Genomic DNA, 24,982 nt, shown 5'->3' on the forward strand with positions numbered 1-24,982 from the left:
CGAACTCAGTGGCGGAAGTGCCGCTGGCCGGTGAACACCATCGCCACCCCGTGCTCGTCGGCCGCGGCGACGACCTCCTCGTCGCGGACCGAGCCCCCGGGCTGGACGATCGCCGTCACCCCCGCGGCCGCAGCCGCGTCGACCCCGTCGCGGAACGGGAAGAACGCGTCGGAGGCGAGCACCGCCCCCTGGGCGCGCGCCCCTGCGCGGGCCGTGGCCTGCCGGGCCGCCTCGACGCGCGAGGTCTGGCCGCCGCCGATGCCGACGGTCGCGCCGTCCTTGCACAGCACGATCGCGTTCGAGCGCACCGCCTTGCCGACGATCTGCGCCATCTCGAGGTCGCGCAGCTCGGACGCCGTGGGCGCGCGGCGGGTCGCCACCTTGCCCTGCGCCGCCGCGACCGACACCGCGTCCTCGCGCTGGGCCAGCAGGCCGCCGGCGATCGAGCGCAGGCGCAGCGCCGGCTGTGCTTCGGGACCTGTCCCGACGAGCATGTCCTCGAGGCTGAGCAGGCGGAGGTTCTTCTTGCTCGCCAGCAGCTGCAGCGCCTCGGCGGTGAACGAGGGCGCGATGACGACCTCGAGGAAGGTCTCGGCCAGGCGCTCCGCGACCGCGCGGTCGACCGGGCCCGACAGGGCCACGATCCCGCCGAACGCGCTCTCGGCGTCGGCCTCGCGGGCGCGCACGTAGACCTCGGCGAGCGACTCGTCGGCGCGGGCGACCGCCGCCCCGCACGGCGACACGTGCTTGATGACGGCCGCCGCCGGGCCGAGCCGGCTGAGGTCACGGCACAGGCCGAGCGCCGCGTCGGCGTCGAGCAGGTTGTTGTACGACAGCGCCTTGCCCTGGTGCTGGACCGCGCGGTGGAGCCCGGCCGGCTCGCCGGCCGCCAGCGCGGTCGCGTAGAAGCGGGCCGCCTGGTGCGGGTTCTCGCCGTAGCGGAGCTCGCCCTGAGCGGCCCCGGCAACGAAGATCCGGTCCGGCAACACATCTGTCCCGAGAGACAGCCCCGCGTCGTCGAAGCGCGCGAGGTAGCCGGCGATCGCCGCGTCGTAGGCGGCCGTGTGCGCGTAGGCCTTGCGCATCAGCGAGCGCCGCAGCGCCTCGGGCAGCGCCCCGCCGTGCTCGCGCAGCGCCTCGCCGACGCGCGCGTAGTCGGACGGGTCGACGACCACCGCCACGCGCTGCCAGTTCTTGGCCGCCGCGCGCACCATTGCCGGGCCGCCGATGTCGATGTTCTCGACCGCGTCCTCGAAGCTGCAGCCGGGCCTCGCCACGACCTCGCGGAACGGATAGAGGTTGACGACCACGAGGTCGATCGGGGCGATGCCGTGGAGGCGCAGCTCGGCCTCGTGCGCCGCACTCGGCAGGGCCAAGATCCCGCCGTGGATCTTCGGGTGCAGCGTCTTGACGCGCCCGCCGAGGATCTCGGGCGCGCCGGTGTACTCGCTCACCTTGACGACCGCGACGCCGAGCGCCTCGAGCGACTTGAAGGTGCCTCCGGTCGACAGCACCTCGACCTGGGCGTCGATGAGGATCTGCGCCAGGACCTCGAGGTGGGTCTTGTCGCTGACGCTGACGAGGGCGCGACGGATCGGCGTGGGCGCGGTCATGCGCGCCCGCGGTACCACCCGCGCGGCGGCCGGGTCAACCCTCTTCGCGGGCCAGGTACGAGAGAAGATCCTCGCCGCCCGCCTCCTTCAGCTTGAGCAGGCCGCGGACCTCGACCTGGCGGATGCGCTCGCGGGTGAGGTTGAGAATCTCACCGACCTCTTCCAGCGTGATCCCGCCGCCCTGGGCCACGTCGAGGGCGCAGGAGTGTTGCAGCTCCCACACCTCGAGGTCCGGGAAGTTGATCTTGATGCTGCCGGTCGCCGGGTTCACGTCGATGTACAGGTGGTGCTTGCAGCTGACGTACGGGCACGGGCGGGCGACGTTGGCACACTCGCCGCGGGTCTTGGGCCGCCAGTAGCTGCGCTCCGGGTACAGCAGCGCGCCGATCCGCAGCTCCTCCTTGGTGAGGCGCTTCATCGCAATCGTCTTGGCGCGGGCGCGCCGCACGATCGGGCGCGGATCGTCGCCGTCGTCCGCGGCGTCGTCGTCGCCGTCGACGTCGGCGGCGACCTCTTGGTCGGTGTCAGTGTCGCGAGCCTCGTCGAGGTCGCTGTCGCGATCGAAGTCGCTGCCGGTGGCGGAAGAGTGGTGCTTGAGCATGATGATCCCCTGGCGGCGCGGCCGGAGCGGCGCCGGTAAACCCAATGCGCGGAGGTGAGCGGTCAGACGGACGGACGAACGAGCAGGTCGTAAAGGACAGGTCGTAAGAGACAGTTACAAAAGTTCAGTCGGGCTGGCGGCCCCACCGCCCCGCGGACGGACAGCGCCGCCGCCGGCGATGAGCAGCTTCTCGAGGCGGTACACGCCGGACAGCAGCGCGTCGGCGGCCGAGCGGAGCGAGCGGAGCTCGCCGAACAGCGCGTCGCGGCGCGGCGACGGATCCTCGGCCTCGATCTTCGCGGTGAAGGCGGACAGCAGCTCCTCGAGCGCCTCGTCGAGGGTCTCGATGCTGTCCTTGAAGGTCAGGAACTTGGCCTGGATCTCCTCGATCGTGTAGCGCTCCGCCATCAGCTTCTTGATGGTGTTGATGCGCCGCACCGCCCGGATCGGGTACACGCCGTGCGAGCCGAGGTGCTTGCCCTTGTGGCCCACGCGACGCGAGCGCGGCACGAGGCCGAGCTGCACGTAGCGGCGGAGGTTCGCCTCGCTGAACTTGACGTCGGCGTCCTCGAACACCGCGACGAGCTGCTGCGAGCTCAGCCCCTCGGGGCTGCTCGCTTCGATGTCGCGGATCTGGGCTTCGGTGAGCGCGGTCGGCATGGCGTGCTGCGGGGAGAGTCGCGCCCGGGAGCGCTTGGGCTCGGTGGGCCGGGCGGAGAGGCTTCAAACGGTAGCGGAGGTGCGATCCAAGCCGTACAGTTCCTTTGGCGCGATCAAGTTGGCTTGTGGGTCCGCAATATAATCTACTGAGTAGATCACTAGAAGCACTTTCACGCGATGTCGGCAACTTTCGGACGCTTCGCATTCTGCGAGAACGTTCAGTACCCCCTGCCCAGGCATTCAGTTCAAGCGCCGTTCGATCAGCCCTCGCGCCCGCGAATTGACGACGAGCGGCCGACTGCCGCGTGCTCTGCAAGGCCCTCGCGGCGGCAGATCTCGCCGTCGACGAGATCGCCTCCGAGAGCCGCGCCGATCTACTCAAGCGATCGAGCGACGAGCACCCAGCGAACGGACGTGCAGATCTCCATCGCCGAGATCTCGCACTCCCCTTCCCTGCCCCTCAAGCCAGGCGCAGCCGACGCGCGCAGGCGCGCAGCCGCCGACTCGCGTCGCGCGATCGAAGCTGGCAGCGCTCGCCCGGCTGCTCCTGCAGCTCGCAAGTTGCGAGCCTCAGCGGCGCTCGCTCGCAACTTGCGAGCCCGGGCCGTCGCCGCGGAGATTTCGCCGTCGCTCACAAGTTGCGAGCCCCGCTCGGCGCCGCGGCGACGGCTTCGCCGACGCTCGCAACTTGCGAGCCCGCGGCCACCGGCACCGACGCTCGCAACTTGCGAGTCCCGCGGCCACAGGCACCGACGCTCGCAACTTGCGAGTCCGCCGAAGCGCGCCGTTCGCTCGAGCGAGGGCATCGCCGGCGCTCGCACAGTGCGAGCTGCCGGAGCTCCCGTGACGCCCTCGTCGTGCCCGCAACTCTCGTTCCCCCCTGGGCGACGAGCGACTCCGCGCACCGCGGCCTCGACATGTCCGAACGGTCAGCCGAGCAAAGCTTGCCCCAAAGGACAGATCTCTGTTCGCCTCGCCGCTCGCACGCCGCGCTGCGCAGCTCGGCGCGGGCCGCTCAGCCCGGTGCCATGGCCATCGCCGACAGCGACGCGAGCGAGCGCCAGGCGATCGGGTCGTAACGCTCGGGACCGCCGTACTTGTACGACTTCTTCTCGTGCTGCCAGACCACGCCGCGGTCGACGCAGCCGTGGAACCGGTCGTCGCGCGGGCAGTAGATCCGCACGTGGAAGTGGTCGCTGTGCGTCGGCGCGTCGGGCGGGTCGTACATCACGGCGCGCGCGTACTCGATGAGCCAGCGCGGCTTCTTGTGCCGCGTCGCGTAGTCGAGCAGCCGATCCTCGAGCGGCTGCGAGACGAAGATCCACTGCACGCGGATGGTCGCGTCGCTCAGCAGCGCCTCGACGAGGGCCCAGTTGCGCGCGGTGTCGAAGCGGCGCTGCTCCCAGATCGCGTCGTTGTAGGTGCCCTTGCCGCGGATGTACGGCTTGCCCTCGCCGTCGTAGCGGATCATGTCGTTCTCGGGCGGCGCCAGCGGCTTGCCCTGCTCGTCCGCGCTGTAGAAGATCAGGTCGACGTCGCGGCCGCTCTGGTGGCTGCTGTGCCACTTCGACTTGCCGCCGCGCTGCGGGCTGAGATCGGCGACGCCGAGCGTGGCCTTCTTCGCCTTGCCGCGGACCGCGTTCGCCGCCCGGCCGAGCGCCGCGACCAGCTCCTCGGTGCCGTACTGGAAGCCGCGCGACTTCCAGCGCTCGGGCACCTTGAAGCCGCTGCCGCTCAGCTCGAGCTTGGCCGGCCGGCGCAGGCGACCGCGGCTCGACAGGCCGGTCGACACGCTGGTGCCGTCGGTCCAGAGATTCGGACCGGCGCAGCTGGTGACGAGGAGCCCGAACGCGAGCGCAGCGAGGGCCATCGCGCGACGACGCATACCCTCATTCTTTTAGTCCCTCCGCGTCGCCCTGTCCAAAGACGGGCAAACTCGCGCTGGCGCCCGCGCGCGGCCGCAGAAGTCGGCCGGCGAGCGCGCGGCGCGAGGCGGCGACGTCCTCAGCGCATCGGCGCGGCGCCGAGAGGTTCGAGCCGAGAGGGCGCGGCGCCCCGCAGGCGTCGGCGGCAAACCAAGGGGATCGAGCCCCCGCGGCCTCGGCCTGCGCGAGTCTCGGCGGCAAAACGAAAGGGCCGAGCCCCGCGAGGGACTCGGCCCGATGCGCGCGCGAGCGCGTCCGATCTCAGTTCTTCTCTTCGAACTCGGCGTCGATCACGTCGCCCTCGGTCTTGGCGCCGGCGTCCGCTCCGCCCGGACCGCCCGGGCCCGGACCGGCACCACCCGGCCCGCCGGGGCCACCGGGGCCCTGCTCGGCGCCGGGCTGGCCGTACGCCGCCTGCGCCAGCTTGTGCGAGGCCTGCATCAGCTTGTCCTTGGCCGCGGCGATCCGGTCGTCGTCCTTCGAGTCGAACGCCGCCTTGGCGTCGGTGATGGCCGACTCGACCTCGGCCTTGGGGCCGGCCGGGAACTTGTCGCCGTTCTCGGCGAGCAGCTTCTCGGTCTGGATGATGAGCGCCTCGAGGCTGTTGCGGTTCTCGATCGCCTGGCGACGCTTCTTGTCCTCGGCCTCGAACTTGGAGGCGTCGTTGACCATCCGCTCGATCTCGTCCTGCTTGAGGCCGCTGCTCGCGGTGATCGTGATGTTGGCCTCCTTGCCGGTCGCCCGGTCCTTGGCCGACACCTTGACGATGCCGTTGGCGTCGATGTCGAACGTGACCTCGATCTGCGGCACGCCGCGCGGGGCCGCCGGGATGCCGCCGAGGCTGAAGCGACCGAGCGTGCGGTTGTCGGACGCCATGCTGCGCTCGCCCTGCACCACGTGGACCTCGACCGACGGCTGGTTGTCGGCCGCGGTGGTGAACACCTCGGTCTTCTTGGTCGGGATCGTGGTGTTGCGCGGGATGAGCACGGTGGTCACGCCGCCGAGAGTCTCGATGCCGAGGCTGAGCGGGGTGACGTCGACGAGCACGATGTCGGTGACGTCGCCGGCGAGCACGCCTGCCTGGACCGCCGCGCCGAGGCCGACGACCTCGTCGGGGTTGACGGTGCGGTTCGGGTCCTTGCCGAAGAACTCCTTGACGTACTTCTGGACCATCGGCACGCGGGTCGAGCCGCCGACGAGCAGGATCTCGTCGATGTCACCCGGCGACTTCTTGGCGTCGGCGAGCGCCTTCTTGACCGGCTCGATGGTCTTCTTGACCAGGTCCTCGATCATCGACTCGAACTTGGCGCGCGACAGCCGGATCTGCAGGTGCTTGGGCCCGGTCGCGTCGGCGGTCAAGAACGGCAGGTTGATCTCGCTCTCGATCGCCTGCGACAGCTCGATCTTGGCCTTCTCGGCCGCGTCCTTGAGGCGCTGCAGGACGAGCTTGTCGCCGCCGACGTCGATGCCGGTCTCCTTCTTGAACTCGGCGATCAGCCACTTGATGATGCGGTCGTCGAAGTCGTCGCCGCCGAGGTGGGTGTCGCCGTTGGTCGAGATGACCTCGACCACGCTCTCGGCGACCTCGAGGATCGAGATGTCGAAGGTACCGCCGCCGAGGTCGTAGACCGCGATCGTCTGCTCCTTGGCGCTCTTGCCCTTGCCGAGGCCGTAGGCCAGCGCGGCCGCGGTCGGCTCGTTGACGATGCGCTTGACGTCGAGGCCGGCGATCTTGCCGGCGTCCTTGGTGGCCTGGCGCTGGGCGTCGTTGAAGTACGCCGGCACGGTGATGACCGCCTCGTTGACCGTCTCGCCGAGGTAGTCCTCGGCGGCCTTCTTGAGCTTCATCAGGATGCGGGCGCTGATCTCTGGCGGTGAGTAGAGCTTGCCGCGGATCGAGATGTGCGCGTCACCGTTCGGCGCCTTGGCCACCTTGTAGGGCACGCGGCTGACCTCGTGCGAGGCCGAGTCGAGGTTCATGCCCATGAAGCGCTTGACCGAGTACACCGTGTTCTCGGGGTTGGTGATCGCCTGGCGCCGCGCCTGCTGACCGACGAGGACGTTGCCGTTCGCCTCGAAGGCCACCACCGACGGGGTCGTGCGACCGCCCTCTTCGTTGGGGATGACTTTCGGCTCGCTGCCCTCCATCACGCAGACGACGGAGTTGGTCGTGCCGAGGTCGATACCGATGATCTTGCCCATTGTGGAACTCTGACCTTTCTCGGACTTCTGGCCCGCGACGGGCCGGGGGACTTCTGCTTCCCACTCGAGCCCAGAAAGGCCGGGAAGCGTTACGGGCGCAGAGTAAGGCCCGGTTCTCGCATGTCAATCGGCCGAAGAGCGGGCCGAGCAGGCAAAGAGGCCTGAAAAATGCAGTTGTAGGGGAGCGGCCGGAGCGGCCAAAATTCCGGTGACAGGGCGCAGATCCGGCCGACGTGGGCTGGCCGTCGTCACGACGAGCGCAGGGCTCGGAGAACCCTGCGGTCCTCGAGCCCTGCGGCCCCGCGACCCGCGCTCAGGTGGCGGCCGTGGCGGGCGGCTCGCCGCGGGCGGCCTCGGGCGAGGCGGCCTCCGGCGCCGCGTCGGACGGGATGACCGGACGTTCGAACACGTGTTCGGCCACGTCGTGCACGTTCTTCACGCACAGGATCGTCATGTCTTGCCGGATCTCCTCCGGCACGTCGACGATGTCCTTCTGGTTGCGCTCGGGCAGGATCACGCGCTTGATGCCGGCCCGGTGGGCCGCCAGCATCTTCTCCTTGATCCCGCCGACCGGGAGCACGAGCCCGCGCAGGGTGATCTCGCCGGTCATGGCGACGTCGGGGCGGACGCAGGTGCCGGTGAGCAGCGAGGTGATGGCGGCGAACATCGCCACGCCCGCCGATGGGCCGTCCTTCGGGATCCCGCCCGCCGGCACGTGGACGTGGATGTCGATGTTCTCGATGGCGGACTTCTCGATGCCGAGCGGGTTCAGGTGGCTCTTGACGTAGCTCATCGCCGCCTGCGCCGACTCCTTCATGACGTCGCCGAGCTGGCCGGTGAGCATGAGGCCGCCCTTGCCGGGCATCTGCGTCGCCTCGACGAACATGATCTCGCCGCCGACCGGGGTCCAGGCGAGCCCGGTCGCCACACCGGGCTCGGCGGTGCGCTCGGCGACCTCGGGCAGGTACTTCTGGGGCCCGAGGTACTCCGGAATCACTTCCTTGGTGATGACGACCTCGTCCTTGACCTCGCCCTCGACCACCTTGACGGCGATCCCGCGGATGACCGTGCTGATCTCGCGCTCGAGGTTACGGACGCCGGCCTCGTGCGTGTAGCTGTCGATCATCTCGAGCAGCGCGTCGTCGGTGAAGCTGACCTTGAGGTCGGTCTTCTCGAGCCCGTGCTCGCCGATCTGCTTGGGCAGCAGGAAGCGCTTGGCGATCGCCAGCGACTCCTGGCGCGTGTAGCCGGGCAGGCGCAGGATCTCGAGCCTGTCCTTCAGGGCAGGCGGGATCGGGTCGAGGTAGTTCGACGTGGCGATGAACATCACCCGTGACAGGTCGAACGGGACCTCGAGGTAGTGGTCGCTGAACGACCAGTTCTGCTCGGGGTCGAGGACCTCGAGCAGCGCCGAGCCCGGGTCGCCGCGGAAGTCGTGGCCGAGCTTGTCGATCTCGTCGAGCATCATCACCGGGTTGTTGGTGCCGGCGCGCTTGATGCCCTGGATGATGCGGCCCGGCAGCGAGCCGACGTAGGTGCGCCGGTGGCCGCGGATCTCGGCCTCGTCGCGCACGCCGCCGAGGCTGATGCGGACGAACTTGCGGCCGATCGCGCGGGCGATGCTCTTGCCGAGCGAGGTCTTGCCGACGCCGGGCGGTCCGAGGAGGCACAGGATCGGCCCCTTCTTGCTGGCGTTGAGCTTGAGCACCGCCATGTACTCGAGGATGCGCTTCTTGACCTTCTCGAGGTCGTAGTGGTCCTCGTTGAGCACCGCGCGGACGGTCGCGATGTCGAGCTGGTCCTCGCTGGAGATCGACCACGGCAGGTCGACGAGCCACTCGAGGTAGGTGCGGGTGACGGTGTACTCGGCGCTGCTCGGCTGCATCGCCTTGAGCCGGTCGAGCTGCTTGCGCGCGACCTTCTCCGCCTCCTCGGGCATCTTCGCGTCGACGATCTTCTTCTGGAACTCCTCGATGTCGCCCGACTCGTCGTCGATCTCGCCGAGCTCGCCCTTGATGGCCTTGAGCTGCTGGCGCAGCACGTACTCGCGCTGCGAGTGGCCCATCTCCTCCTGGACCTGCGAGTTGATGCGCTCGCGGACCTTGAGGATCTCGAGCTGACGCGTGAGCAGCATCAGCACCTTGCGCAGGCGCTCGCGCACGTTGTTGGCGGCCAGCACTTCCTGCTTCTCGCCGGCCTCGATGTCGAGGTTGCTGATCACGAGGTCGGCGACCTGGCTCGGATCGCTGACGCTGTCGAGCAGCGCCGCGGCCTCGCGCGGCAGCTCGGGCACCAGCGCGATCAGCCGCTTGGCCGTCTCCTTGATGCTCTGGACCAGCGCGACGGCCTCGACGTCCTCGCCCTCGACGTCGGGCAGCTCGTTGACGCGGGCCTTGAGGAACGGCTCGCTGGCGACGACGCGCTCGATCGAGATCCGCATCACGCCCTGGAGGATGACGCTGTAGTTGTCCTTCGCGAGCTTGATGACCTTGAGGATCCGCGCGGCGCAGCCCACCGCGTGGAGGTCGGCCTCGGTCGGCTCTTCGACGCGAGCCTCGCGTTGCGTGACGATGCCGATGATCGGCCGCTCGTTCGCGATCGCCTCTTCGATCAGCTTGACGGACTTGGGCCGCCCCACATCGATCGGGATGATCGAACCCGGGAACAACACCGAGTTGCGCAGGGGCAGCAGCGAGATGACCTCGGGAAGCTCCGGGGGCTCCTCGCGGCGGCCAGAGGTCGGAGTAAGGGTGTTTTCGGTCACAAGGGTGCCGGAAACGTAACACTCGGCCCTAGGCTGTCAACCACGCGAGTTCCACGCGCGCGGACGGCTGATTTATGGCCAGGAGAACGGAATTTGCGGTCTCGGGCGCGGACGGACGGGGCATCAATTTCGCCGGTGCTCCCCGAGAATCGGCGCGCGCCCCGGCCGGGCACAGCGACGATGTTATAGTCGCGGTAAGTGCATCCTTTTCTGCTCATCGTCCAGGCTGGGCCGGATCGCGGGCGACAGATCGAGCTCGGCGATGGCCCGCTGACGATCGGCCGCGGCCAGGGCGAAGGCCTGCAACTCGGCGACGGGGCGGTCTCGCGCCATCACCTCACGATCCAGCTCGACCGCGCCGGCGGCCGCCTCCGCGTCGTCGAGGTCGCGGGCGTCAACCCCGTGTGGAGCGTCGCCGAGGGCCAGCGTCTGGCGCTGAAGGCCGGCCAGGAGCTCGCGCCCGGCGCCGCGTTCACGCTCGGCAACACCACCCTCTCCTTCGCCGCCCCCGAGCCCGCCGCGCCGCCCCGTGCCGCCGTCGAGCTCGACGCCACACGGGCGATCTCCGGCGCGAGCGACCGCAACCGCCTCGCCGCCCTCGCCGCCCTCGGCGACAAGCTGGCCCGCTGCGGCTCACTGCCTGCGGTGTTCAGGGCCGCGACCGCGTGGGCGCTCGAGGCCCTGCCGGCGACGCGGGCGCTGCTCCTCAGCCCCGACGGCAGCGACATCCTCAGCAGCGCCAGCGCCGGTCCCGTGTGCGACCTGGCGCTCTCGCCTGCCCTGCTCGCCCGCGTGCTCCGCGAGCGCCGGGGCTTCCTGCTGCGCGACGTGCTCGCCGAGCCCGACCTGGCCGATCGCCGCAGCGTCCAGCTGCGCGGCATCGTCGGGGCGATGGCCGCGCCCGCCGAGGGGCTCATCTTCTACGCCGAGTGGGACGCGCCGCGCGCGGTGCGGGCGACCTACGACGAGCAAGCCCTGCTGCTGCTCGTGTGCGCCGCCCAACTCGTCAGCGCCAGCGGCGAGAGCGCCGGCGAGCGGCAGCAACTGACCGCGGCCGCCAAGCTGTCCCACAAGCCAGGGCCCACGCACGGCCAGATCATCGGCAGCTCGCCCGCGATCCAGCGGCTCCACGTGTTCCTCGAGCGGGTCGCCGCCACGCCGACCACGGTCCTCCTGTTCGGCGAGAGCGGCACCGGCAAGGAGCTGGCCGCCGGCATGGTCCACGCCCTCTCGCCGCGCGCCGCGAAGCCGTTCGTCGCCGTCAATTGTGCCGCGATCCCCGAGGGCCTGCTCGAGAGCGAGCTGTTCGGCCACGAGAAGGGCGCATTCACCGGCGCGGTCAATCAGCACGAGGGCGTGTTCGTGCGGGCTCACGGCGGCACCTTGTTCATGGACGAGGTCGGCGAGCTCAGCCTGCCGGCGCAGGCGCGGATGCTCCGCGTCCTCGAGAGTCGCACGCTCACGCGCGTCGGCGGCACCAAGGAGATCGCCGTCGACGTGCGCCTGATCGCCGCGACCCACCGCAACCTGCCGCAGATGGTCGAGGCCGGCCGCTTCCGCGAGGATCTCCTCTACCGCCTGAGCGTCATCCAGACGACGATCCCCCCGCTGCGCGAGCGTCGCGACGACATCCCGCGGCTCGCCCTGCACTTCGCCAAGCTGTTCGGCGAGAGCCTGGGCCGGCGGATCACCGACGTCTCCCCGGCGGCGCTCGAGGTGCTCACCCGCTACCGCTGGCCCGGCAACGTCCGCGAGCTCCGCAACGTCATCGAGCGGGCCATGGTCCTCGGCGACGGCCCGATCCTCGACCTCGACGATCTCCCGCCCGAACTGATGCGCGCCGCGCCGCTCGCCCTGGCCGAGGCTCCGCCCGACGCCCGTCTCGTGCGTCCGCTGGCCGAGCTCGAGCGCGAGGCGATCCTCAATGCGCTGGCCGCCACCGACGGCAACAAGGCCCGCGCCGCGGCGCTGCTCGGCATCGATCGCACGACGCTCTACCGCAAGCTCAAAGACTACGCGCTCGGCTGAGTTCTGGCGGTGGCGGACGCACGTCGCGGGCGCCTACCAACGCGCGTTGGCGGGCGGACTCACGACCCGCGTCGCGAAAACTCGAGCGCGGCCTGCAAAGAAGGTCGCGCGAGCGACGACCTCGGGGTGTGCACCCGCGAAGCATCGCCTCCTTCCTCCCCCTCTTCCTCTTCACCGCGTGCGGCGCCTGGACTCCCTCGCCCGCCGACGCCCTGGCCGACACCTCGACCTCGTCCGGCACCACCGTCGAGACCTCGTCCACCACCGGGGCGACCACCTGGCCGAGTCTGACCGACTGGCTCGCGCCGCCGGCCGATCTCGGTCTGCCCGAACCGGCCACCACGACCTTCGGGACAGGTTCCGACGGCCCTGTCCTCACGGACAGCGGCGGGGGCGCGACCATCGACCTCTCGGCCCTGCGGATCACCGAGGTCTTCGCCGATCCCGACGGCAAGGACGGCGGCGCGACGAGCCCGGAGTTCGTCGAGATCGCCCACGTCGGCGCCAGCGCGTTGACCCTCGGCGGCCTGGTCGTGACGGCCCGCAGCTGGCCGGAATTGTGGATGGGCGATCTCGGGATCGGCGGCGAGCTCCTCCTCCCCGGCGAGCGCCTGCTGCTCGAGCGCTACGCCAGCCCTGCCGACCTGCCTGTCCCGGCGATCCTGCGCGAGGGTGAGGTCCTGCGCGCGGCGTTCGCCCACAGCGGCGGCCTGCGCAACGAAGACGGCGCCGTCGCCCTGCGCGACCAGGACGGCAACTCCGGCGACGCCGTCCTCTATGGCGCGCTGCAGCCGGCGCCCTTCGACGAGTCTGCGCTGTGGACCGGCGACGCCGTCCCCACCCCGGGTGCGGGAGAATCGCTGTGTCGTCCCGACGCGACCGTCGACAGCGACAGCGCCGCCGACTGGTCCGCCTGCACCCCGAGTCCAGGCCAGTTGCAGAGTGAGCCGGACGAGACCACCGGCGAGGCCCCGCTGCCGACCACCCTGGCGATCGTCGAGGTGCTCAGCAATCCACCCGGGCCGGCCAGCCTCGAGAAGCACGCCGAGTTCGTCGAGATCGAGAACCTCGGGCCGGGCACCGTCGACCTGGCGGCCTTCACCCTCGCCGACTCGATCGACCCGGACGCGCCCGGCATCGATCCCCTGCTCTACCTCGGCGGCGACGGCGGCTGCGCGCCGGTCACTTGCCTCGCACCTGGCCGAAAGGCCCTGCTCGTCGGCTCCCTGTATGAAGGGCCGGCAGGGGGCGCCCTGATCCTGAAGACCGACGACAACGCGCTCGCCAACGCCGGGCTCGGCCACACCGAGGCGGTCGTCCTGCGCGACGACCAGGGCGAGCTGCGGAGCAGCTACCGCGTCTGGCCCGATCCGCTGGCGGCGCCCGACCCGGCGACCCAGGAGGAGGCGCTGGTGCGCGTCGCGCCGGAGGCTCCCGACGCGCCGGAGAGCTGGGTCTTCGCGGCGCCGAGCCCGGGGGTCTGAGACACGGCACAGCTCAAGATCCCGAACACGATCAGTTTCGAAGCGCCGAGCAGGAGGGTCGACAGATCGCCCCCTGCGGCGGCCGCGATGGGGGTCGCGGCGAAGGTCCCGGTCAGCGCCGCCATGGCCTACTCGCGGCTCCGTCGCCGGCGCGCGCGGGCAGCCGGGCGCACCAGGTTGTCGCTGTCCTCGAGGTCGTAGATGAGCTCGAGCTCTTCCTTGCCGAGCTCGTCGCGGTCGCTGCGGAGCGCCTCTCGCTGGAACTCTTCGAAGCTGGTGAACGCGGTCCGGTAGTAGCTCATGGGCGCGTTGTAAAACCTTATCCTACATGTGGGCAAGAAAACGACTTTGAATCACATGATCCCCCTCGTTGCAGGCGAGCAGCGCGGCCCCGGCCGTGGTAGGGAGTGGCCCCGTGCCGAAGGTCACCGCATCGAGGTCGCCCACGCGGCGGCGACCGCGGATCGTCGCTGTCAGCAACCAAAAGGGCGGCGAGGGCAAGACGACCACCGCCGTCAACCTCGCCGCCAGCCTCGCCGCGGCCGAGCGGAAGGTCCTCCTCGTCGATCTCGACCCCCAGGGCAACGCCAGCTCGGCCGTCGGCTATCCCCGCGGTCAAATCGACAGCGGCACCTACGAGCTCATGCTCGGCGCCGCCCCGCTCAAGGCCGTGGTCCACCCGACCGAGCTGCCGACGCTGCAGGTCGTCCCCGCCTCGCCCGACCTGACGGGCGCGGAGATCGAGCTGGTGGGCGTGGCGGGCCGCGAGTCGGTGCTCCGCACCGCGCTCGAGCGCGCCGAGCAAGAGCTCGAGTGGGACTTCGTCATCCTCGACTGCCCGCCCTCGCTCGGCCTGCTCACCCTCAACGCCCTGGTCGCGGCCGACACGGTGCTGATCCCGATGCAGGCCAAGTACTTCTCGCTCGAGGGTCTGGGCGCGCTGACCGGTACGATCGAGCGCGTCCGCGCCGCCCTCAACCCCCGCCTGGCGATCGAGGGCATCGTCTTCTGCATGTTCGACCGCCGCACCAACCTCGCGCAACAGGTCGTCGCGGAGGTCCGGCAGCACTTCGCCGACAAGGTGTTCGCCACGGCGATCCCGCCCAACATCCGCCTGAGCGAGAGCCCGAGCCACGGCAAGCCGGTCCTCCTCTACGACATCGAGAGCAAGGGGGCCCGCGCCTACCTCGACCTCGCCCAGGAGCTGCTGTCCCGCATCGAAGCGAGGCCCGACGCGTGAACCTCCCCAAACGGCCCCCTGCCCTCGGCCGCGGCCTCGGCGCCCTGATCCCGCAGGCGCCCGCCCCGACCGCCGACGTCGCCCAACCCGTCCCCGGCGGCCCCTCGTTGCGGACCTTGCCGATCGAACTGATCGCGGCCAACCCCGATCAGCCGCGCAAGCAGTTCGAGCCGGTGCTCCTGCGCGAGCTGGCCGACAGCCTCAAGCGCCACGGGCTGCTCCAGCCGGTGGTCGTGACGCCCAACCCGGGCACCCCCGGGCACTTCATCCTGGTCGCCGGTGAACGCCGCTGGCGCGCCGCCCAGCTCGCCGGTCTGCACGAGCTGCCGGCCGTCGTCCGCGACACGCCCGAGAGCGACCGCCTCGAGCTCGCCGTGCTCGAGAACCTCCAGCGCCTCGACCTCACGCCGATCGAGGAGGCCCAGGCCTACCGCCAGCTCATCGACGTCCGCGGCTACACCCAGGACCAGCTGGCCGAGCGCCTGAGCAAGGATCGCAGCACGGTCGCCAACGCCCTGCGCCTGCTCCGCCTGCCGTCCAAGGTGCAGGACCTGGTGCAGGACGGCCGCCTCAGCATGGGTCACGCGCGCGCCCTGCTGGCCCTCGAGCACGCCGCCGACATGCTGTCGCTCGCCTACGAGGCGATCGAGAAGGGCCTCAGCGTCCGCGCCGTCGAGCGGCTGGTGCGGGAGCGCCTGCGTCCGCCGGAGCCCGAGGCCGAGCCCGACCCGGAGACGCACAAGCGCGCCGTCATCGTCCGCGACCTCGAGGAGCGGCTGCGCCGCAGCCTCGGCGTCAAGGTGGCCGTCCGCGCCGACGCCAAGAAGAAGGGCTCCGGCACGATCGAGCTGCCCTACGGCAGCCTCGACGAGCTCGATCGCCTGCTCGAGACCCTGCTCGGCGAGCAGCGCGACGGCGAGGCCTGAGTCCGCCGTTTGCAGCATGCCCGTGGAGACATATCCTTCCGGGCATGTCGAATAGGACATGCCCTCCTGGGCATGCTCCCGACGACATGTCCTCCTGAGCATGTCCAACGCGCCCTCCGCGGCCATACGAACTGCGAGGGGCCCAATCTCCCGCTCATGGCCTCGGGACGCGCGGGTTCGGGGGGCCAAAGCGGCCTCGCCGCCGGACTGCTCCGCGCCGCTCAGGTCGGGCTCGCGCGGCGCTCGGCGGACAGGACCACGTTGTGCAGCAGGCACGCGATGGTCATCGGCCCGACGCCGCCGGGCACCGGCGTGATCGCGGCCGCGCGCGCTTCGGCGGCCGCGAACTCGACGTCGCCGACGAGCCGGCCGTCGGCCAGGCGGTTCATGCCGACGTCGATCACCACGGCGCCGGGCTTGATCCACTCGCCGCGGACGAACTCGGGGCGACCGATCGCCGCGACGACGACGTCGGCGCGCGCGACCTCGGCGGCCAGGTCGCGCGTGCGCGAATGCGCGGCCGTGACGGTCGCGTCGGCGTGCACGAGCAGCTGCACCATCGGCTTGCCGACGATGGTCGAGCGGCCGATCACCAGCGCGCGCAGCCCCGCGAGCGGGACCCCGGCGTCCTCGAGCAACAACATGCAGCCCTGCGGCGTACACGCGACGAAGCGCGGCTGACCGAGCATGAGCAGGCCGAGGTTGTCGGGGTGAAAGCCGTCGACGTCCTTGGCCGGATCGACCGCGAGGAGGATCCGCTGCGTGTCGCACTGGGGCGGCAGCGGCAGCTGGACCAGGATCCCGTCGACCGCGCGATCGGCGTTGAGCGCCGCGACCAGCGCGAGCAGCTCGTCGGTGGTCGTGGTCGCCGGCAGGCGATGATCGCGGGCCTCGATGCCGACCTCGGCGGCGCGCCGCTCCTTGCTGCGCACGTACACCTGCGAGGCCGGGTCGTCGCCGACCAGCACGACCGCCAGGCACGGTCGGACACCTCGCTCCTTGCAGGCCCCGACCCGACGCTCGACCTCGGCGAGCAGACGGGCCGCCCGGGCCTTGCCGTCGAGCCGGCGGGCGCTCATGACGTCGCCGCCTTCGGGCTCGCCGGCTCGGCCGGCTTGCTGCTCGACTCGCTCTTGCCGGCAGCGCCGTCGCTGCTGGGCGTCGAGGTCGCGCTCGACTCACTCTTGCTGTCGCCGGGCTTGGTGCTGGCGTAGCCGTCCTTGTACCAGCCGCCGCCCTTGAGGTGGAACGACGCGGCCGTCACCTTGCGGACCAGCTTACCGCCGCAGGCCTCGCACACGGTGAGCGGATCGTCGCTCATCTTCTGGATGACCTCCGGCTCGGCTTCACATTGCAGACAACGATAGGCGTAGATCGGCATGACGCGTGGTTTCGGGCGGGAATGTAGGCTGCACGAATTTGTGGTCAAGACCCAGCCCGCCGGCGCGCCACTTTGCGCCCGGACCGGCCCGGTCGGCCTCTCCGCCGCTGCGGGTCGGGTGCGCTCGCGTCGCCGGGCCTGGAGGCGCCGTTGCCTTCGCCCCACGACGCAGCGAGCAAACCTGCTAGGCTCGCTGTGATGGTCCTCCGGCCCCGCCTCGCGCCGAGTTCGCGATCGGCTCGCCCGCGTGCTGGGGCTCACGCGCTGTGCGGATGGATCCCGCTCGCCCTCGCCCTCCTCGGCGCCCCGGCGGTTCACGCCGCCCCGGTCGAGGACGACTGGAGCGTCGAGCGCAGCGCCGCCGATCCCGCGCTGGTCCAGCAGCGGTTCGACAAGCTGCGCAAGCAGCCCTTCGACACGGCCCAGTGGCGCGCGCTCGAGGCCGTGCTCGGCAAGGCCGGCCTCGCCAAGAAGATCGAGGCCGGCCTGTCCCGAACGCCAGGTGACCTGTCCCTCGGGATCCTCGACGCGCGGGCCAAGCTCGGGCTCGGCGATCCACGCGGCGCGGCCGCGCGGCTCGCCGAGGTCGAGGCGAAGGCCGGCGGTCTGCGCTCGCGCGTGTTCAAGCTGAGGATCGAAGCCTTGCTAGCCGCCGGCGACGCGCGCGGCGCCGTCACTGCGCTCGAGGCCGCGGCCCTGGCCAACAACGACGACGCCTTGCGGCTGCAGGCGCTCGACATCGCCGACCGTCATCAGCTCGGGCCCGAGGGCCTGCGGCTCGCGCAAGCCCTGGCCGCCCGCGATCCCAACAACGGCGCGGCCCAGCTCCGCCTCGCCCGCATGGCTGCCCGCGCCGGCCAGGCGGCGACGTCCGAGGCCGCGTATGCGAAGGCCGTGGCCCACCTTCGCGGCGGCGATCAGCTGCGCGCGCGCGAAGAATGGGCGCGCGCCCGCATCGTCAGCGGCGACGCCGCCGGCGCCGGAGAGCTGGCGTGGGCCCAGGTCGAGGCGACGCGCGTCGGCAGCCCCGAGCGCGCGGCCGCGTGGGACCTGGTCCTCGAGGCAGGTGCGCGTCAAGCCGGCGGGGACACGCCGGCGCGGATCGAGAAGTTCCTCGCCCGCGCCGATCAGGCCCACGACGGCGCCGGCTGGCGCGCCCTGGCCCGGGCGCAGACGGCCGGCGGCGCCGATCCGGTCGACGCCTGGCGCCGCGCGCTCGCGGCCGATCCCGACGACCCCGAGGCACGTGCTGCTTTGGTCATGTCCCTCGAGTCAGGTGGCGAAGCCGACGCGGCCCTGGCCGAGTTCGCCAAGCTCGGGCCCAAGAGCCCCGAACGGCTGCAGCTCGGGCTCGAGCTCGCGGCCCGGCTGATCGGCACCGGCAAGCGCGAGCTCGGGCTCAAGGTCGCCGCCGAGCTCGAGGCCTCGGCCAGCGTGCAGGGTGACGCGCTGCTGCGCCTGCTCGACTTCTACAACCTCCACGACGAACCCGATCGCGCCCTGGTGATCGCGCAACGCCTGGTCCGCGCCCGCCCGCGCGACCCCGACGCCCGCGTCGCCCTCGGCGAGCAGCTGTTCCAGATGAACCGCGAGCCCGACGCCATGAAGGAGTGGGCGCTGCTGCCGGGCCTCGTCCGGCCCGCCCACGCCGGCTGGGCCCGCCACGCCGAGATCCTCGCCGAGCATCGCCGACCCGAGGCCGTCCTGTCGCTGCAGAAGGCCCTCGCCGCCGCCCCGCGCGAGCCGAAGTACCTGCGCCTGCGCGCCATCCTCGAGACCGACGATCGCCTGCCGCACCAGGCCCTGGCGACCTGGCAGCAGGTGTTCGACCTCACCCGCGCGCCCGAGCACAGGATCCTCCACGACGAGGCGCGCACGCGCATCGTCGACGTGCTGGTCGGCGGCACGCTGTCGCAGTTCACCAGCCGCCGCCAGGCGATCGAGAAGCAGGCGCTGCTCGACCTCGACGGCAAGGACACTGACCTGGCCCATGAGGCAGGTCTCCTGCTCGCCGAGATCTACACGCGCGAGGAGAAGTACGGCAAGTCCGTCGCCGTCCACGAGAAGCTGGTGCGCCTGCGGCCGCAAGATCCGGAGCGGCTCGCCGAGCTCGCGCTGGCGCTGCGTCGGGCGGGCCGCGGCGACGCGGCCATGGATGCGCTCGAGCGGATGATGACCCTCGATCCGAAGCGCAGCGCCGACGTCCTCGCCGAGCTCGCCGAGGTGGCCTTCGAGTCAGGTGACATCGAGCGCGTGCTGCTGGCCGCCGCCCACGCCGAGCTCGACAAGGCCGACAGCGCGCGCGTGCTGATCCGGATCGGCGAGCTGTACGAGCGCCGCGGCGAGCCCGAGCAGGCGTCGAAGCTGTACGAAGGATTGCTGCAGCGCGATCCCACCCACGCGCCGGCGCGGCTGCGCCTGGCCGAGCTCGAGCTGGCCCGCGGCCGACCCGAGCGCGCAGAGGCGATGCTGCGCGAGATCGTCGAGAAGGGCGGCGCGCCCGAGGTCGTCGAGCAGGCTGGCCGCCGCGCGCTCGACCTCGCCGAGACGCGCGGCGCGATCGCGCCGATCCTCGACCTCGCGCTCGCGCGGGCGCGCCGCGATCCCAGCGCGGACGAGGGCCGCGGCCTGCTCCTCGATGCCCTCGACCGCACCAGCACCTCCGCGATCAAGGCGTGGCTGGCCAGCGGCGACGAGCCCGAGCGCGCCGCGCGGACCGGCGCGCTGCGGCGCTCGCTGGTCGAGGCGCTCGCGCGTGGCCCGGTGACCGGTCGATTGCGGGCCGCCGAGCACCTGGGTCGCCTCGCGCTGCCCCAGACCGCGCTGCCGCTGGCTCGCATGGGCGCCCAGCTGACGCCCCCGCGCGACGCCACGCGGACTGTCCGCACCGCCTTCGAGCAGGCGCGCGCGGCCGCGATCCAGGCCGCCGGCGCGCTCGACGAGCCCGAGGCCGTGCCGGTGTTCGCCGACCTGCTGCGCACCGCAGACGCCTCGCGCGAGAGCTGGTATGCGGCCGCGTGGGCGCTCGCCCGCAGCAGCGCCCCGGCGGCGGCCACCGAGCTGCGCCGCTTCGCCGCGCCCGAGCACGAGGGCCTCATGATCGCGCTCGCGTGCGCCTCGCTGGCGCGCGGCGGCGACCTCGCCGACCGGGAGCGCGTGGCTCGCCTGGCCGCCACCGCCAGCAGCCAGCAGGCCCGGCGGGTCTGCGCGTTCGCCCGCGCGGCCCTGACCAGCGACGACCAGCTCGGGCGCGTCAGCGCCGACCTCAACGCCAGCGATCCGATCGTCGCCGCGATCGCCGCCTGGCGTTTCGGACAGATCCGCCGCGACGCCGCGCGCGAGGACGCGGTGGCGACGCTGCTCGCTCGTTACATCGGTCCGCGCGGGCTCCCGCGCGACGCAGCCCGCGCGGCGCTCGGGCGCCTGCTGGCCCCCACGCCCGCGCGCGTCGAGCTGCCCCCCCTGCCGCCGTTACGCGCCGGGAGCTGGGAGATCGCCATCGATCGCTGGCTCGCCCAGGCGATCGCGCCGCCCGTCGAAGCCCTGCCCGCCTCGGTCTTGCGGCCCCACACGGCCGCGCTGCAGCAGGCGCTCACCGCCGCGTCCGCGGGCACGCGCGCCGAGGCGTGGTCCCAGGACCGCTTGCGGCGCCCGTGCGGCGCGAGCGGCGAGCGCGACTGCCTCGATCTCCGCCCCCTCATCCGCGAGCCGGTTCCGGCCCCTCGCGGGCCCGTCGCGCGTTGACAACGAGGCCGCGCGCGGATGAGGATCCCCGGGTCATGGAACTGGGCCTTGCCTGTTCGGTGTGTGGCCACCTCAACCAGCTGCGCGCCGTGAGCTGCGACCGGTGCGCTGCCGTCCTCGCGCCGCAACCGATCGCGCCCTCCGCGGTGCTGCCGGGCATGGGGGCCCACCCCGCGGTCTCGGCGAGCTCGCCCCCGCGTGGCGTCACCGCGATCTCGACAGCGCCCGCCGCGCCGGTCCCGGGCGCGCAGCCGCAGCCGTCCGTCGCCCCGAGCAAGCCGCCGGCCACCGTGATCTCGGCCGCGCAGCAGGCCAGCGCCGCGCCGGCGGCCCAGCCCCGCTTCAACGCCGTGACCGGCGCCCCGCTCGACGCGATGCAGGGCAAGCCTGCCGCCAAGACCATGTTCTTCGGCGCGCTCCAGCAGCAGCACGTCGTGCCGCGGCTGGTCGTCATCAAGGGTGAAGGCGGCGACGGCGTCACCTACCATCTCAGCGCGACCAATCACGTCGTCGGTCGCAGCACCGGCGAGATCCGCTTCAACGAGGACTTCTTTCTCAGCCCCGAGCACGCGCTCTTCAGCGTCCAGGGCAACCGCCTGTTCGCCAAGGATCTCGGCAGCATCAACGGCGTGTTCGTGCGGATCAAGTCGCCGGTGCCGCTCGATCACGGCGACTGCTTCCTCGTCGGCGAGCAGCTGCTGCGCCTCGACAGCGCCCCGTTCAACGAGCCGGGGCCCGATTCCAACCACACGTACAGCTACACCAGCCCGCGACCCGACGCGCGCTTCCGCGTCGTGCAGCTGCTGGCGGGTGGCGGTGAGGGCCGCATCGTCTCCGCGCAGGGCACCACGCTGACGCTCGGGCGCGAGGCCAACCACATGAACTTCCCGCAGGATCGCTTCATCTCGGGGCGCCACGCCCGGCTCGATTCTGCGTCCGATTCGCACCACATCATCTTGACCGACACCGGCTCGCGCAACGGCACCTTCGTGCGGATCAAGGGCGCCGTCGAGCTGTTCCACGGCGACTACATCTTCATCGGCCAGCAGCTGCTGCGCGTCGAGATCTCGTAAGCGACATTCGCTTCACGGCCCGTCGCGGCCTGGAGAAGGGGCCTTTCGTTGTGATCATCTGTCCGAACTGCGGCAAGGAGAATCAGGACCACTACAAGTTCTGCCTCGGGTGTGGCGCACGCCTGCCCGGTGGCGCACCGGCATCCGTGCCGCCGCGGATGGGCCACACCCCCGCGGGGACGCAGATCACCCCGCCCGTCGCGCCGCAGACCTCGGGCGGCACCGTGATCGATCCGCCCAAGCCGACCAGCCAGCCGCCGGTCACCGTGCCCTCCGCGCCGGCGGCGGCTCCCGCCGCGAGCGCGCCGGTCGAGGCTGCGTCGAGCGGCTGCAACGCGTGCGGCATGGTCAATCCGGCCGGGTTCCTGTTCTGCGGGCGCTGCGGCAACCGGCTCGCGGGCGCGCCTGTGACTCCGCCGCCGGTGGCGGTCACTCCGCCCGTCACTGCACGGCCTTCGGCCAAGCCCAAGCTGCGCGCGTTCCTCCACCTCCTGCGCGAGGACGGCAGCGACGGCGGCACCATCGATCTCGAGGACGGTCCGATCCCGTTCGGACGCGACTCGGGCGCGCCGTTCGATCAGGACTTCTACCTCAACCCCAAGCACTGCGCCTTCACCGTCGAGCCCGAGGGCGTCCGCGTCGACGATCTGAGCCCCGTCAACGGCGTCTATCGCAAGATCGAGGGCCGGATCGAGCTGCAGCACGGCGACACGTTCCGCGTCGGGCAAGAGCTCCTCTACTACGAAGATCTGCCGGAGGCCGAGGCGCTGGCCGACGGCACCGAGCGCATGGGCAGCCCGAATCCCGGCTACTGGGGTCGGATCAGCGTGATCGTCGACGGCGGCCGCGCCTGCGAGGCGGTGCCGATCGTCGGCAACGAGTTCATCGTCGGCCGCGAGCGCGGCGACCTCACCTTCCCGACCGACGGCTACGTCTCGAGCACGCACTGCCGGATCGGCGGCGACGACGACGGCGTGTATCTCGAAGATCGCGGCTCGTCGAACGGCACCTACCTGCGCGTGCGCAGCGGGCAGTGCGTCCCGTTCGGCAGCTTGCTGCTGATCGGCCAGCAGCTGTTCCACGTCCGCGAGAGCTGACGGCCTCGGGCGCGCCAGACCCGGCTCGTGCGCACGAACCGGGCAGTCTATTGCGCGGTGGGCACGGGCAGCGCGCCCGGCTTGAACAGCACCGGGCGCAGCGGCTTGCCCGCGACCTGCTTGTACGTGAACGCCTGCGGCAGCGTGTGCGAGGTGCCGTCGGCGAAGTCGATGCGCACGTCGACGGCGGCGAACTCCTCGGCCTCGGGCGTCTTCACCGAGATGTGATGCGCGTCCTCGAGGACCACCGCCCGGGCCGAGCGCATCCCGAAGTAGACGACCGCGGGTCCGTGCCCGAGGAAATCGGAGCCGACCACGCGGACCACCTGGCCGCCGTCGCCGTCGCCCTCGGCTGGTTCGACGCGCAGCTCGGTCGGGCCGCCGCACGCCGCGACGACGCACGCGAGGACGAGAAAGCGAAGACCGGCGCCCATGGCGGGAAGATACCACCACGGGCGCCGGCGCGAGCCGCGAGGGCTCGTCTCGATCACACGACTTCGCGGCGCTTGAGCTCGCGGCGGATCTTGCCGAGCGCCTGCTCCTGGAGCTGCCGGATCCGCTCGCGCGACAGCGAGTACTGCTCGCCGATCTCCTTGAGCGTGAGTTCGTCGCCGGAGTCGTCGAGGCCGAAGCGCTTGCGCAGGATGTCGGCCTCGATCGGGCGCAGCTGGGTGATGACCTCACGGACCTGCTCGCTGAGCGCCTCGGCCTCGAGGTTCTCGCCCGGCGCCGCGGCCTCGTCGTCCTCGAGGAAGTCGACCACGCGGCGGCCGTCCTCGTCGGATACCGGACGATCGAGGCTGATCGCCTGATCGAAGATCACGGTGCCCATGCGCTCGATCTTCTCCGAGGCGAGGCCGGTGTGCTTGGCCAGCTCGTCGAGCTGCGGCTCGCGCCCGTGCAGGATCTCGAACTCACGGCGGGCGCGCGACAGCTTGTGGTGCGCGTCGATCATGTGCACCGGCAAGCGGACCTCGCGGCCCTTGTCGGCGATGGCGCGGCTGATCGCGTGACGGATCCACCACGAGCCGTAGGTCGAGAAGCGGAAGCCCTTGCGGTGATCGAAGCGATCGACGGCCTTCATCAGACCGATGTTGCCCTCCTGGATCAGGTCCTGGAGCGGCATGCGGCCGTGGTTGAAGCGGCGGGCGATCGACACGACGAGCCGGAGGTTGGCCTTGACGAACGCGTTCTTGGCGTCGCGCAGCAGCTGCCCGGCTTGCTTGACGCGCTGCACGTACTGCTCGAACGGCTTGCTGCCGTGGCGCGGCGGGTTGACCTGCATGTTGAGGCCGTCGCGGCGACCGGCCTCGAGCGCCTCGAGATCGGCGTACACGAGGTCGGAGACCACGCCGTCGAGGTCGACCTCGGAGGCGCGCTCGACGAGCGTGTGGCAAGCGGCCTCGAAGGCGGTGCGCGTAGCTCGGGTCTCGCGGTCGCGGAGATTACGGGCGCTGGCCCGCAGGGCGTCGAGCTCGCTGCGTGGGACATCCTCGCTCGAGATGCGGGCCTCGATGAGGCCGACGATCGGCTCGACGAACGGCGGATAGGCGAGCATGGCGGCCCAGTAGGCGCGGCGGAGGTCGGCGATCCGCGTGGCGATGGTGAGCTCTTCCTCGGGGCTCATGACGCCGAGCCCGGCCATCTCGCGGAAGTACACGCCGAGGAAGTTCGGCGACTCGTCGTTCGCGGCCACCTCGCCGCCTTCACGCTCGGTGCGCGGACGGGCCGGGGTCACGGCAGGGGTCACCGAGCGGGGATTGGCCGCGGCCAGCGAGGTGCGCGGGCGGGCGCGAGCGAGCTTGGGGGGGGCTCCACGGGTGACTTTGCGGCGTGCCATGATCGACCTCGTTTGGTTGGGGTGCTATCAAGATTCGGGCCAAGCTAAGGGCGGGGACTTGCGACATCGCGGGAGGCGGAAATCGCGGGAATCGCGGCCGGCAGAAGCCGCTTCGCATTCTGGGGGCCTGCGCAGGTAGTGTCGGGCAGGCCGGGCCGGGATCACATTCGGACCCCCGTTAGGCACCGCTTTGGCGCCTTTGGCTTCGAGGTCCTACGCAAGTCCGAGGTGGAAGTTTCATCACCCTCTGCGTCGGTAGAACTGCGCAGATGTGGGTGTGTCCTGGACGCCTTGTCTCACATGGAGCCGCGTGTGAGAGGCTTGACGGGGCGAAAGAGGCTTGTTCCGCGGACCTGACCCAAACTGGGTACGCGCGACTGCCTCGTCCAGGGCATCGCGGTCTC

The 24,982-nt window shown here is 71.3% G+C and carries 18 protein-coding genes; 7 read left to right on the top strand and 11 right to left on the bottom strand.

Translation table 11 applies throughout. From position 1 onward, the window contains the following. Positions 1-5: 5 nt before the first annotated feature. The 6 genes from purH to lon form a co-directional block, all read right to left on the bottom strand. Entirely contained in the window at positions 6-1,613 is a 1,608-nt protein-coding gene (gene purH, locus K7C98_RS28320) for a bifunctional phosphoribosylaminoimidazolecarboxamide formyltransferase/IMP cyclohydrolase (RefSeq protein WP_224194906.1), read from the bottom strand. Positions 1,614-1,647: 34 nt separating this feature from the next. Beyond that, a complete protein-coding gene (locus K7C98_RS28325; RefSeq protein WP_224194907.1) occupies positions 1,648-2,214 on the bottom strand; it encodes a sigma factor-like helix-turn-helix DNA-binding protein in 567 nt (188 codons plus the stop codon). Positions 2,215-2,328: 114 nt separating this feature from the next. Then, entirely contained in the window at positions 2,329-2,874 is a 546-nt protein-coding gene (locus K7C98_RS28330; RefSeq protein WP_224194908.1) for a MerR family transcriptional regulator, read from the bottom strand. Positions 2,875-3,889: 1,015 nt separating this feature from the next. Continuing rightward, positions 3,890-4,759: a penicillin-insensitive murein endopeptidase gene (locus tag K7C98_RS28335; RefSeq protein WP_224194909.1), complete on the bottom strand. Its 870-nt coding sequence runs from the start codon at positions 4,757-4,759 to the stop codon at positions 3,890-3,892. A gap of 301 nt (positions 4,760-5,060) precedes the next feature. Beyond that, positions 5,061-7,001 (bottom strand): molecular chaperone DnaK, encoded by a 1,941-nt coding sequence (gene dnaK / locus K7C98_RS28340; protein ID WP_224194910.1) that lies wholly within the window; start codon positions 6,999-7,001, stop codon positions 5,061-5,063. A 313-nt stretch (positions 7,002-7,314) separates the two neighbouring features. After that, on the bottom strand, positions 7,315-9,765 hold the full coding sequence (gene lon / locus K7C98_RS28345) for an endopeptidase La (RefSeq protein WP_224194911.1): 2,451 nt from the start codon (positions 9,763-9,765) through the stop codon (positions 7,315-7,317). 198 nt (positions 9,766-9,963) lie between these two features. On the opposite strand from lon, the gene K7C98_RS28350 reads away from it, so the two are divergent. Both K7C98_RS28350 and K7C98_RS28355 read left to right on the top strand, forming a co-directional pair. Next, a complete protein-coding gene (locus tag K7C98_RS28350; RefSeq protein WP_224194912.1) occupies positions 9,964-11,793 on the top strand; it encodes a sigma 54-interacting transcriptional regulator in 1,830 nt (609 codons plus the stop codon). 128 nt (positions 11,794-11,921) lie between these two features. Continuing rightward, positions 11,922-13,277, top strand: coding sequence for a lamin tail domain-containing protein (locus tag K7C98_RS28355; protein ID WP_224194913.1), 1,356 nt, complete (start codon positions 11,922-11,924; stop codon positions 13,275-13,277). Between the two features lie 128 nt (positions 13,278-13,405). Here the strand turns inward: K7C98_RS28355 and K7C98_RS28360 are convergent, their stop codons facing one another. Beyond that, on the bottom strand, positions 13,406-13,579 hold the full coding sequence (locus K7C98_RS28360) for a hypothetical protein (RefSeq protein ID WP_170136587.1): 174 nt from the start codon (positions 13,577-13,579) through the stop codon (positions 13,406-13,408). Positions 13,580-13,692: 113 nt separating this feature from the next. Here K7C98_RS28360 and K7C98_RS28365 point away from each other — a divergent pair, with 113 nt between their 5' ends. Further along, positions 13,693-14,517, top strand: a complete 825-nt coding sequence (locus tag K7C98_RS28365; RefSeq protein ID WP_224194914.1) for a ParA family protein — start codon at positions 13,693-13,695, stop codon at positions 14,515-14,517. After that, a complete protein-coding gene (locus K7C98_RS28370; protein ID WP_224194915.1) occupies positions 14,514-15,443 on the top strand; it encodes a ParB/RepB/Spo0J family partition protein in 930 nt (309 codons plus the stop codon). The genes K7C98_RS28365 and K7C98_RS28370 overlap by 4 nt, the downstream gene beginning before the upstream one ends. 221 nt (positions 15,444-15,664) lie before the next feature. On the opposite strand, the gene folD is transcribed toward K7C98_RS28370, so the two are convergent. Beyond that, positions 15,665-16,522, bottom strand: a complete 858-nt coding sequence (gene folD, locus K7C98_RS28375) for a bifunctional methylenetetrahydrofolate dehydrogenase/methenyltetrahydrofolate cyclohydrolase FolD (RefSeq protein WP_224194916.1) — start codon at positions 16,520-16,522, stop codon at positions 15,665-15,667. Next, entirely contained in the window at positions 16,519-16,824 is a 306-nt protein-coding gene (locus K7C98_RS28380; RefSeq protein ID WP_224194917.1) for an FmdB family zinc ribbon protein, read from the bottom strand. Before K7C98_RS28380 ends, folD begins: the two co-directional genes overlap by 4 nt. Positions 16,825-17,022: 198 nt before the next feature. Between K7C98_RS28380 and K7C98_RS28385 the strand changes: the two genes are divergently transcribed. Genes K7C98_RS28385 through K7C98_RS28395 form a run of 3 tightly spaced genes read left to right on the top strand, consistent with a single transcriptional unit; the run spans position 17,023 to position 22,738 of the window. Further along, a complete protein-coding gene (locus K7C98_RS28385) occupies positions 17,023-20,568 on the top strand; it encodes a tetratricopeptide repeat protein (RefSeq protein ID WP_224194918.1) in 3,546 nt (1,181 codons plus the stop codon). A 35-nt stretch (positions 20,569-20,603) separates the two neighbouring features. Further along, entirely contained in the window at positions 20,604-21,641 is a 1,038-nt protein-coding gene (locus tag K7C98_RS28390) for an FHA domain-containing protein (protein WP_224194919.1), read from the top strand. A 50-nt stretch (positions 21,642-21,691) separates the two neighbouring features. Beyond that, positions 21,692-22,738, top strand: coding sequence for an FHA domain-containing protein (locus K7C98_RS28395; RefSeq protein WP_224194920.1), 1,047 nt, complete (start codon positions 21,692-21,694; stop codon positions 22,736-22,738). A gap of 47 nt (positions 22,739-22,785) precedes the next feature. On the opposite strand, the gene K7C98_RS28400 is transcribed toward K7C98_RS28395, so the two are convergent. Beyond that, entirely contained in the window at positions 22,786-23,172 is a 387-nt protein-coding gene (locus K7C98_RS28400) for an IPT/TIG domain-containing protein (protein WP_224194921.1), read from the bottom strand. Between the two features lie 53 nt (positions 23,173-23,225). Further along, positions 23,226-24,578: a sigma-70 family RNA polymerase sigma factor gene (locus K7C98_RS28405; protein ID WP_224194922.1), complete on the bottom strand. Its 1,353-nt coding sequence runs from the start codon at positions 24,576-24,578 to the stop codon at positions 23,226-23,228. Positions 24,579-24,982: the final 404 nt, after the last annotated feature.

The sequence above is a fragment of the Nannocystis pusilla genome, assembly GCF_020073745.1.
Classification (GTDB): Bacteria; Myxococcota_A; Polyangia; order Nannocystales; family Nannocystaceae; genus Nannocystis; species Nannocystis radixulma.

Coding starts and splice junctions, on each gene's coding strand:
- purH (WP_224194906.1), bottom strand. CDS start 1,613: ATGACCGCGCCCACGCCGATCCGTCGCGCCCTCGTCAGCGTCAGCGAC.
- K7C98_RS28325 (WP_224194907.1), bottom strand. CDS start 2,214: ATGCTCAAGCACCACTCTTCCGCCACCGGCAGCGACTTCGATCGCGAC.
- K7C98_RS28330 (WP_224194908.1), bottom strand. CDS start 2,874: ATGCCGACCGCGCTCACCGAAGCCCAGATCCGCGACATCGAAGCGAGC.
- K7C98_RS28335 (WP_224194909.1), bottom strand. CDS start 4,759: ATGCGTCGTCGCGCGATGGCCCTCGCTGCGCTCGCGTTCGGGCTCCTC.
- dnaK (WP_224194910.1), bottom strand. CDS start 7,001: ATGGGCAAGATCATCGGTATCGACCTCGGCACGACCAACTCCGTCGTC.
- K7C98_RS28360 (WP_170136587.1), bottom strand. CDS start 13,579: ATGAGCTACTACCGGACCGCGTTCACCAGCTTCGAAGAGTTCCAGCGA.
- folD (WP_224194916.1), bottom strand. CDS start 16,522: ATGAGCGCCCGCCGGCTCGACGGCAAGGCCCGGGCGGCCCGTCTGCTC.
- K7C98_RS28380 (WP_224194917.1), bottom strand. CDS start 16,824: ATGCCGATCTACGCCTATCGTTGTCTGCAATGTGAAGCCGAGCCGGAG.
- K7C98_RS28385 (WP_224194918.1), top strand. CDS start 17,023: ATGGTCCTCCGGCCCCGCCTCGCGCCGAGTTCGCGATCGGCTCGCCCG.
- K7C98_RS28390 (WP_224194919.1), top strand. CDS start 20,604: ATGGAACTGGGCCTTGCCTGTTCGGTGTGTGGCCACCTCAACCAGCTG.
- K7C98_RS28400 (WP_224194921.1), bottom strand. CDS start 23,172: ATGGGCGCCGGTCTTCGCTTTCTCGTCCTCGCGTGCGTCGTCGCGGCG.
- K7C98_RS28405 (WP_224194922.1), bottom strand. CDS start 24,578: ATGGCACGCCGCAAAGTCACCCGTGGAGCCCCCCCCAAGCTCGCTCGC.